The following is a 9,814-nucleotide window of genomic DNA, read 5'->3' as shown; positions in this document are numbered from 1 at the left end:
TTTAAAGGGGACAGATTTAGGGTTTAAAGGGGGACGGATTTAGGGTAAAAAGGGACATGATAACAATGTCCCCATTAGGATTGGCCAATGAGCCACCCGCAGATCTACAAGAGCAATGCCCTGGTCGAAGCCTCCTACCGGCTCACTCCTGCCGAGCAGCGCATCCTGCTAGCCTGTATCAGCCAAGTAAGGCGTGACCACCCTATCACCGATGAGGTTATGTACAGCGTCGCTGCAACTGATATCGCTCAAATGACCGGTAGCACCTCCAAGGCTGCCTATGACGAGTTGGCTAAGGCAGCACTACGCCTTAAACGACGCGAGGTATGGCTAACTGAAAGACCCAATGGAAACGGTGCTCACGGGGAAACCTTGGTTACGGGGTGGGTGCAATCGATCCGCTACCGCAAGCACGAAGGGCGCGTCGAGCTACGCTTCACCAAGGACATGCTGCCCTACCTGACCCAACTCACCGAGCAGTTCACCCGCTATGCGCTGGCTGATGTAGCCAAAATGACCAGTGCGCACGCTATCCGGCTCTACGAGTTCCTCGTACAGTGGCGTGGTACCGGCAAACGTGAAGTTGAGATCGACTGGCTCCGTGACACTCTCCAGCTAGAGGACAAATATCCAGTTCTCAAAGACTTCAAACGACGCGTCATCGAGCCCGCCGTTGACCAGATCAACGAGCACAGCCCGCTGTGGGTGAAATGGGACCAACGCAAGACAGGGAGGCGTGTATCCCACCTAGTGTTTACCTTTGGCGAGAAAGCCAGCCGCAAGCCAAAAGCCGTTACCGGTAAACAACGTAAGCCCAAGGACCCCCCACCCGGCGACAGTGGGCACGCCATGTTTGGTATCTCGGCCGAGGTCATTCAGCGCTACGCTCAACCGGGAGATGGCTGGTCGGATGCTGCCCTGCGGGCACTGGAAGCGCGCCGAGCCTCAGCCGTTGAAGCCGAGGAGGTTTGATGCCGACGCTTCTGAGAGAAGGCCCTTACCGATTTTTCTTCTACAGAGACGACGGCGACCCTCGAGGCCACCACATGTCCACGTGACGGCAGGCGAGCAGGTCGCAAAGTTCTGGCTGGAACCCGTCGAGCTACAATCGAGCAAACGCCTGCGTCCCCACGAGATCAATCAGCTTTGCAAGATAATCGAACGGCATCAGGCCCAGTTTCTGGAGGCATGGTATGCGCACTTTGAAACTTGAGTCCGAACCGCTGGCCGTTGAGGTGAGCTTCATGGCTGACACATTTCGCGTTGTGCTGGACGATGGTCGGGAGCTGTCGATCCCATTGGCGTGGTTTCCCCGCCTGCTGCATGCCACCCCAGAGCAGCGTGAACAGTGGGAACTGATTGGACGTGGCGAAGGCCTGCACTGGGAAGCGCTGGACGAAGATATTTCCGTGGTTGGCCTGCTCGCCGGTCGTGGCGATCAGACTCGCCGCCGTAAGGCCGTTGCATGAATCTCTAGCCCACGAACACTCTGCGAGGATCACTTCAGGAGCCTGCCAGGCTGCTCAAGAGACCGTCTAGAGCCGGCCTTTAGTCAGGCAGTAGCAGATCGGTACACCACATTGAATGCTGGGTCTGGTGGTATGCTTTAATGTGACATAGTCACGTGCTTATGTACGCTCCCGCCGTTTCCTGACGCGGGCAGCCAGGCGAGTCCAATCTTCCGGCAGCATCCAATGCTCCGCCCAACCCAGCAGGAGCTCTGCCCGGCGTTTATCGCTTTGCTCTTCAGGATAGCTCACGAAATCGCTAGCCAAAGCCAGCAGCTGACTCTGGCCATCACGGGCCGTCAAGCGCAGTGCGCCGGCCATCCCCTGCTTCTGGGCAGCCTGGTTGGCAATTTCTGCGCTGCGGGCCAGATTTAGCGTTTTCGAGGTGGGATCGAAGGCAGCATCGAGCAGTACCCCCAACCAAAGGGTCGCTTCCTCGGGGCGGATTTCACGGCGACGAGCCATCGGCGCATTTCCAAGTAAGAAGGTAGCAACAAGCCTAGATCATTCACGTGAATTATTCACGCTAATTGTCGCAATGGGTGAGGAGCTTTGCTTGGAGTGAGCGGACTGGTAGGAGCTGGCTGGCAAGGAAGGTACGGCAAGGGCGGAAGCAGCTGCGTACCCAGAAAACGCTGATACGTCAGTACTGCGATACGGTTAGAGGCAAATATATGTCTCCTGGACTCGCTGTAAATGTTTTTTTTAGTTACTGTCGCCGTATAGATACATTGCAAGTTATTGTTTAATATATTTTTTTTAAAAACTTAATGTAGTAGGTGTGTAAATTGCGACGCTTGCGTCCAACTTCCGATGGCTAAGTGCTGGCTAAATTCATCCCATCGATGCTGTTACTTCTATATATTTTTGATATACAACATATTTTATTTTTTTGGCACTGTTTTAGCTATATCCTTGGTGTTGCTGGCGATTCGAATGCACCTACGACCTAGTGATATTCCACTCGTCAGCCCAAAATTCTTGCATCCGCTCAAGGACAGGCGATTCAGGGAACGGATTTCCCGGCAGGTCTTAAAGCCGCTGAAGGATCGGCGGGTCAGAGAATGGATTCTCCGGTAAGGCTTGCTGTCGCGAGGACAGGCGGTTTAGAGGATGGACCCTCAGTAAGAATTTTCCGGCCTTAACAGGCTACCCCCAGTTCCCTGCGTACCTTGGGCCGCTTTTTAGCGGCCCATTTTTTTGTAAGGCAGGATACGCAGCAGAACGAAGCCATATGCGATTGGCGACGATAGTCGCAACATTGGGTAAATTATCGGTAATCTCTTACGTGCTAAAGTAACTCAAGTTACATCGTTGGTCGGCTATAGCTGTCACACTGTCTTCCATCGAGCTAAGGACGGTTCGAACAAGGAAGGACAGAGCCAGGACGGCTCAAGTAGCCAAGGAGGCATGAGCAGGATGCTCATGGACGCAAGCAAGGATACGCAGCGCTAGAGATAGCCCGGCGGCTAGGAGCCAGGAAGGCTCCTCAAGGAAGATCGGCCACGGATGGCCCGGTAAGCCAAGGATCACGGGCAGGATGCCCGCTAGAAAGACCAGCCAGGATGGCTGCCCAGGCCCGACCCCGAAAGGGGTCGGGCCTTTTTAATGCTGGTTAGAATTAACTGCGTGAAAAAGTCACGCATATCCGTTCAAGATAAGCCGCGTACAGATGGAATGCCCTCTCGGTTTGCTCTCAAGTCTATCGCGCCAGGTAACGGCGCATCCAGGCATCAAAGGCAGTGTTAAATACCATCGCGTAAAGCATGAATAACATGCATAAACCCTAAATCAAGCCAAAAGGCTTCGATGATGCCGATCATCGAGCCACCAGGCTACCAGCGGTAGGGGCGTGACTAGATTTGCCACGTTTCAACTAGGGGGGCATGTTGCCCAGGGCGTATCTGCTTACAGATACACAGGAAAATCCAAGCTTCAGATTTTTTCCGGCTGATTTTCAAGCCGGCATAGCCCATTTATCGGGCTTGGCTTACTTCAAAACTATGCGCCAACATAATGAAAACGCCCGAGCTTCACAGCTGGGGCTGGGCTTCATCTTCATGAAAGGAATGCAGAGCCAGGAGGAAACGCTTGGGAGCCGCTGACTCATACTGAGATTAATAGAAAGCTCACCCATTTCAAGTAACCAGCACCGCCTAACGCGCTCTCGCTTGTTGGACAGGTTGTCTCTGCCGATTCCACGTTCAGTTATTCGTGACAAATTCACACTCGGGCTCGTGGTAATCGACATAGCACCCTGTCTGAGGAGAGGTGATGCACACCAAGAATAGATGGCTATGTTAGTAAAGTGGATATCGAGCGGAAGGCATGCACAGGGACGTTCAGCTCCACACAGCAGAAGCCCACAGAAGATGGGCCCTAAAAGGGCCTCTTCACCACAGGTCGCCCCCCCCTCCGTCCGATGGACTTCAGGAAGGACGCCTTGCCCGATACTATCGAGAGACATTTAGCTAAGTGCTCTCTCTCGCTCCGCCTATCGGGGCACTTAATAGCTTGCTCTACCAGCTTTGCTACAGCTCCTTCACCGTAGCGCCTCGCGTTTTTTTAAGTGGTGCCGTTGGCTTACCCGTTCCCACTTTTGCCGGTAGTCCGCTAGGGCCTATCTAACGGAAAGCATTAAGCGCGTCGCAGCGTGGCTGTATGAGCGATTCCCCCGTCACAGCCGACAGTTACAGCCAATGGAGCGACAATCTCTTGATTCCACTCTCCACGGCTACGCCAAAGTGCTGACGCTACAGTAACCGCCGAACGGGATTCTTATCAGGCAGGAAGTCTTGCGAAGGAGCCAAGGAGGCCGCTAGACTAAGAAGTGTTCAAGCTTCTCTCCTGCCTGAGAGAATCCGAGGCCCTGGGTGTTGGTAGCACCTGGGGCTTCATTTCGTTCTGGGGAGCAACTATGTAGTCAGCTCCCTATCCGCGTCAATCCCAAGCCCTCCCTACGCTCGAAAGCTTCTGTAACGCCTTTCTAATGAACCCAGTAGGGTAGATGGGTAAGCAGCCTAACGTCTCTCTGAGCGATTTAGAGGCATATCCAATACCTACCTCAGCTTCCTTCGCCCCGTAACGCTCTAGCTATCGCCCTCAGTCCGTGAGGATCATTGTTAGGAAGGCTTGCCGCTTCAGGTGGCTTCTCAGGTGCTTTCGATACTTCAGGGGCAGGCAACCTCTTCAGCTCAGCTACCTCTTCCCTCAGCTTCATCAACTCAGCGTGCATGTCTCGCAACGCCTGCAACATCGCCTGTTGCACGTCCTCGCTCTGAGCTGTTGCATCCTGTTGCAATTCAGGTGGCAAAGACGCTGGCTCACCATAGCAACGGATCAACTCTGAAAGCTCAATTACACGAGTGCCATCCCCTCTCACACCGCATGTGATGCGGCCTGATTCAATATGTCGATGTATAGTTGAGCGGTGCTTTCTGTAGAGCTTTGCTGCCTTCGGAATAGTAAGTTGCATGGCTGCCTAATTGGTTGCAGAGCCTGGTTGCATAATGCCTGTCCCCAACCTGATTAGCGACACGGGCAGAAGGCGCTTGGCAGTGTCATTCGACAGTGAAACACTACAGCCAGGCACAGAAACCAGACCAAGGAAAGACGCCATGAACAAGCGCTACGAAAATCTTTCAGACGATGAATTGAGAGCGCTGTGTGACGATCTAAGTAACCGAGTGGACCTATTCGACCAAGAAGGGCAGACGATCCCTGACGATCTGCTAAAGCAGGAAATGGAAGCTGGGCGCGAACTCTCTAGGCGAGAAGCGCTGGCAACACGTAGAACAGGTGGTTACAGCGTCGTTCTCAAAGTAGAAGGTGAGGAAGTCGAGTATGAGCTGAAGGCCCTCACCCTAGAAGATGCTCAGAAAGAAGCTGAGAGCGGTGCTGAGGCCATCGCCAGTGTAACCAAAGCGAGCGTGACGGTTGATCGTATCCTTGGCCCAATCAACAGCAAACCAGCCTGAGACACTCAAACATCGTCTCAAATGACATTTCTACTAGGATTCTAGAGGCTAGAAAGTGGTGCGGTGCCTAGGGCCAGCCTCGCGAGGCGAGTGTAAGGATGCTTCCCCAGGCGCCACATATCGAGAGACAGGGCACTCCTGTTGCCTAGCACTACAGTGTCCTTTGCAGCCTGCCTCTGGAACCACCTTATGAATTAAAGTTACAAAAAGTAAGTAAACTTTGGTTTAAGTTACAATCACCTACTTCACTCACTCCGGATTACCACCTCCCTACCAAGGCCGGGAAACACATCAAACATCGCCTCAGTAGGCACCTTTACTATGGTTTTCTAGGCCCAAAATCGTTTCCGGGCTTCACCCTTCAAAACGGGCTACCCAATTATTTGGCAGATTTGCAGGCTCGCTTCACGGACGCTACAGAAATACCAAAATGGTCAGCCGTAGCTTTAATGCTAGCGTTATGATCCTGGCGCCACTGAGCAACCTGAGCATCGTCGATAGTCTTCTCACGTCCAAGCCTTCTGCCTTCAGCTCTGGCACGCTCAATCCCTGCCATCTGACGCGATTTGATATTGGAACGCTCAAGCTCAGCCATTGCAGCCAGCATGGTCAGCATTGCCTTGCCCATCGGCGTGGACAGATCGAAGCCTTCACGAATCGACACCACAGCTACACCTTCAGCCTCCAACGTTTCCACTGTCTCAAGCACGTCTACAGTGTTACGTCCCAAGCGATCAATGGCGTAGACAACGACCGTATCTCCTGATCGAGCATAATTCAGAAGCTCGCTGAGCCCCTTCCTGTCCTTTGCCTTGATAGCACCTGACGTAGCTTCATCGGTGAACCACTTATCGACGTTGTAGCGGTTCTCGATAGTAGCTCGCTGCGTCTCAGTGCTTTGGGTATCAGTGCTCACACGAAGATAGGCGATAGTGGCAGACATGTTGGATTCATTGGCTCATTAAATATGGATCAAAATATACAGGGTGGCTCAATGGGGAACAACAATTTTGGACCTCTCTTGAAAACCAATTTTCACATGGTTCGCAGGGTATACATTATGAGCCATATAAACTCGATGGCTTAGGTAAGTGTTGTTGGTAATCTCTTACGCAGCTAGGTAACACACGTTAAGTTTAAATTCACAAAGGGTGTTACCCATGCCTGTCATTGGGAAGGGAAATCCCAAGTAAGGAAAGAACGAGCACATGGACGGCTCAAGCTCCAAGGAGGCACTGGCAGGATGCCGGTGGTGGTAGCACGGAAAGCAGCGCTATGAGAAGGCTCGGCCCATGTGGTCGGGCCTTTTCTTGTTTGACGCTAGGCTAAAGGAGAAGCCACATTGAACCCCGTATTACATCGAGGCCAAGCGAAGATAACCAGCGCCTGATCGATCTCTCCGAGCTGATCCGCGCATACGAAGAACCTTCCAATGCTGTAACACCCGATACCCCCCACGAGACACACCTGGTACAAGGGGTGATACAGCCCTATTGAAGAAGTTGAGAGCCCTTCGCGAGGAAGTCAGCCGACTCAGAGAGGAAATTCGGGAAATTCGTCTGTTGCCCGCTCCAGAGACGACATTGAGTCGGACTGACCTACCCCATAAGAGCCTCGAAAAAGGCCCTATCGAAGGATTCGGCGACCTGCTTTCTCGCTGGGAAAAGCGGCGGAGTTAACGGTGGGGCGCGTCGATGGGGAATAGCTATTGTGATCAACGCTTTGTCTCGATATGCTGGTCTCATTGCTCATTGAGCGGTAGAGGTAGCTGGCCTCTCTAAGAAAACAGCATTTTAACGAAGCACTGAAAGCCCTTGTGGCTATAGGCCTTTACCACTCTCAGCCATACCAAACGATGGCTTTGACGTGTGCATATCCCACCTTTCACGATCTCCAGATCCACGCCCAGTTCTCATCTGCGCGCTACCTATCGCTGTGCTGCTTTCACCAAACAGCTGCACACGCGTCGAGTCCCTTCGGGACTCGCCTGACCCTGAGCTCAGTAGGAATGAATACACGGTTTTTTCCACCGGCTTATTGTCACCGCCACCGTGGATCTTCTGCCTCGGAGCCCAGCCCCGCCCGTCTCTATTGCCGCAAAGCGGATCATAGAGACGGGCGTCCCAGACGCCCGCGAACTCGTTAAGCCTCAATGGCTTAGCGAGTTCGTTGCGGCACCATAACCTGCACCAAAACCTCTCCCTGTCTCGTCGAGACAGTCCGCGGCCTAACGGCCACCCGCCTGGCAGGCGGGTACGCGCTCTGTCCCTTCGTAACAGCGGCTTTCCTACGTTCTGTCGTCACGAACGAGGCCGTGCATGCGCTCCTGCCTAGGGCGCAGTGATCCCCCCGCCGAGCTCTGCTCATCGCGATCACGCATTGGCTCTATCGCTACTCATGAATCGCCACTCCGGCCAGGCGTTACCTGCCGGCGCTCCTGTCACGTCACGACAGACCTCCCAGGTCCGACCGAGCCTATTTATCGGTTTTTCACTTACCAGATCCCGGCGGGGGAAACGGGGAGGAGGGATCCTGTTGAATCGGAACGACAGAAGAGGAGGAGCACATGGGGAAGTACGCCAGCCGTCGTAACTTTGGATACGGCAAACAGATCGCTCATGCCGGCAAGGTGGCCCTCCGCGACCATTATGGCCACGGTCATCACGCTACTGTGGCAACGCATGCCGGGCGGTGGTCGCAGTTTGCCACTTGGGCGCGAGAGCAGGGAGTACGCGATCTCGCGAAGGTCGATAACACCGCACTCGCCACGGCCTATGCCGAGCATGTCCAAGCGCTCGTACAAGCGGGATCACTGACTGTGGCAACGGCACAGAACCGTATCAGCACCGTGAATGTGGTGTTTGCATCACTGCGCGGCGATCGCCTGGTAGCCCTCTCGCCGCGTGACTATGCGGGGACACGCAGCAATGTCCGGACCATGGCGCCGGCCAGCCTTGATCCCGCACGGGTGCAGGCCACTGTCACGGCGCTACAAAACGCCAACCATGTCCGGGCTGCCGCCACCCTCGGGCTCGCCCGTGCCTTCGGCGTGCGCCGGGAGGAGGCCATTAAGGCCGACCTGGACCGCTGGTCCCGGGAAGCCATCCGTCATGGCGCTGTTAACGTGATAGATGGCACCAAGGGCGGACGGGACGCTCCCCGTTGGGTACCGGTTGGTGAGGCCCAGCGCTTGGCCCTGGACACTGCACGGGCCGCCCGACCCACTGGTAGCCGAAATTTGATTGCCTCACACGAGAGCTACACTGAACTGGCCGTTGGGCGCTTAGGCGAAATCAACCAGGCTCGAGCCGTGCTCCACCAACACGGCATCCCCGGTTACCACGACGCCCGTGCAGCCTATGCTTGCCAGCGGTACTACGAACTCACCGGACAGCATGCCCCAGTCATTACCGGCCAATCGCCCATCGATCGGCGGCTCGATCAGCAAGTGCGTGAAAAGCTCTCCCAGGAGCTAGGCCATAACCGCACCGATGTGCTCGTTTCGTACATTGGAGGCCGAAAATGAGCCACCGCAAACCAACCCAGATGGAAGTCCTGCTGAAACGGGCGCAACCGGGCAAGAACAGCGGTGTCCGGACCCATATCCGGCGCGGGGAGCGGGTCGCGGTCCTGGTTGAAAAGCGGTTCGGCATTCGCGAACCCTACCAGTGGCGGGCCAAGCATTTGCAGTGGGTACTCAAGGCAGGTGTAGCTCATTTATCGGCAGCCAGTCGCTACGATTACTGGCGTACCTGTCGTGTCCTCGCCGCAGCGTTAGGCCACTGGCCTGACTGGGAACCCCACCTGCGCGGCAGTTGGACTCGCCCGGGTCCTCCCGGGCCCAATCCTGGAGCACCGGGTGGCCGTCCTGTGAAAATTACGCAATCACGCTACCAGTATGAATTGGATGCCTAACGTGAGTACACCGATAAACGCTATTTATTCACGCTTATGGCCGATAGGACATGCAGCAAGCAGCGCGAGCGATAACAGAACATGTATCGCCTAGCGACCCCATAGTTATCGATTTATGTACTGCAATTTCCTGCATCACGCCCAGTTCTTGCTAAACGGGGTTGTAGCGGGTTGGCCTTTAGGCCGGCCACCAAGGCGGCTCAGGCGCTCTGCGCCTCGAATACCGCCTGTAGCTGCGCCTTTGGCGCATCCTTTTTAGGCAGCCCGAAGGGCTGGGCGAGCGTAGCGAAGGGTAGGTGAGTGCGGATGCGCTCTTTTCTGTACTTTTCTCCTTTTTCCTTTTCAGTATCTGTAAGCCTATGAATATTAATAATAATCAGGTTTTAAAGGGGACAGATTTAGGGTTTAAAGGGG

The 9,814-nt window shown here is 54.6% G+C and carries 9 protein-coding genes; 6 read left to right on the top strand and 3 right to left on the bottom strand.

The annotated features are described in order from the left end of the window. The first annotated feature begins 87 nt into the window (after nt 1-87). The 3 genes from F568_RS0121580 to F568_RS0121570 are packed head-to-tail and all read left to right on the top strand — an operon-like array spanning nt 88 to nt 1,469. Nucleotides 88-972 carry a replication initiation protein gene (locus F568_RS0121580; RefSeq protein ID WP_019020826.1) on the top strand — a complete coding sequence of 295 codons (885 nt, stop codon included), beginning with the start codon at nt 88-90 and terminating at the stop codon, nt 970-972. Further along, on the top strand, nt 899-1,213 hold the full coding sequence (locus F568_RS26475) for a DUF4160 domain-containing protein (RefSeq protein ID WP_371827870.1): 315 nt from the start codon (nt 899-901) through the stop codon (nt 1,211-1,213). The genes F568_RS0121580 and F568_RS26475 overlap by 74 nt, the downstream gene beginning before the upstream one ends. Then, a complete protein-coding gene (locus tag F568_RS0121570) occupies nt 1,194-1,469 on the top strand; it encodes a DUF2442 domain-containing protein (RefSeq protein ID WP_019020824.1) in 276 nt (91 codons plus the stop codon). Before F568_RS26475 ends, F568_RS0121570 begins: the two co-directional genes overlap by 20 nt. A gap of 159 nt (nt 1,470-1,628) precedes the next feature. Here F568_RS0121570 and F568_RS0121565 read toward each other — a convergent pair whose 3' ends face one another. Next, nucleotides 1,629-1,973 carry a hypothetical protein gene (locus F568_RS0121565; RefSeq protein WP_019020823.1) on the bottom strand — a complete coding sequence of 115 codons (345 nt, stop codon included), beginning with the start codon at nt 1,971-1,973 and terminating at the stop codon, nt 1,629-1,631. A gap of 1,237 nt (nt 1,974-3,210) precedes the next feature. Beyond that, a complete protein-coding gene (locus F568_RS25985; protein WP_229804369.1) occupies nt 3,211-3,264 on the bottom strand; it encodes a hypothetical protein in 54 nt (17 codons plus the stop codon). Nucleotides 3,265-5,125: 1,861 nt separating this feature from the next. Between F568_RS25985 and F568_RS0121550 the strand changes: the two genes are divergently transcribed. Next, complete coding sequence (locus F568_RS0121550) at nt 5,126-5,485, top strand: hypothetical protein (RefSeq protein WP_019020820.1); 360 nt, start codon at nt 5,126-5,128, stop codon at nt 5,483-5,485. A 379-nt stretch (nt 5,486-5,864) separates the two neighbouring features. On the opposite strand, the gene F568_RS0121545 is transcribed toward F568_RS0121550, so the two are convergent. After that, nucleotides 5,865-6,428: a recombinase family protein gene (locus F568_RS0121545; RefSeq protein ID WP_019020819.1), complete on the bottom strand. Its 564-nt coding sequence runs from the start codon at nt 6,426-6,428 to the stop codon at nt 5,865-5,867. 1,623 nt (nt 6,429-8,051) lie between these two features. Between F568_RS0121545 and F568_RS0121540 the strand changes: the two genes are divergently transcribed. Together F568_RS0121540 and F568_RS24140 are read left to right on the top strand one after the other, a co-directional pair. Continuing rightward, nucleotides 8,052-9,011, top strand: coding sequence for an integrase domain-containing protein (locus tag F568_RS0121540; protein WP_019020818.1), 960 nt, complete (start codon nt 8,052-8,054; stop codon nt 9,009-9,011). Next, on the top strand, nt 9,008-9,400 hold the full coding sequence (locus F568_RS24140) for a hypothetical protein (protein ID WP_019020817.1): 393 nt from the start codon (nt 9,008-9,010) through the stop codon (nt 9,398-9,400). Before F568_RS0121540 ends, F568_RS24140 begins: the two co-directional genes overlap by 4 nt. Nucleotides 9,401-9,814 lie beyond the last annotated feature (414 nt).

The organism is Modicisalibacter luteus DSM 23508, from assembly GCF_000378505.1.
Taxonomy (GTDB): domain Bacteria; phylum Pseudomonadota; class Gammaproteobacteria; order Pseudomonadales; family Halomonadaceae; genus Modicisalibacter; species Modicisalibacter luteus.
The sequence above is the reverse complement of the archived record's forward strand: the minus strand, read 5'-3'. Positions and strand labels throughout refer to the sequence as shown.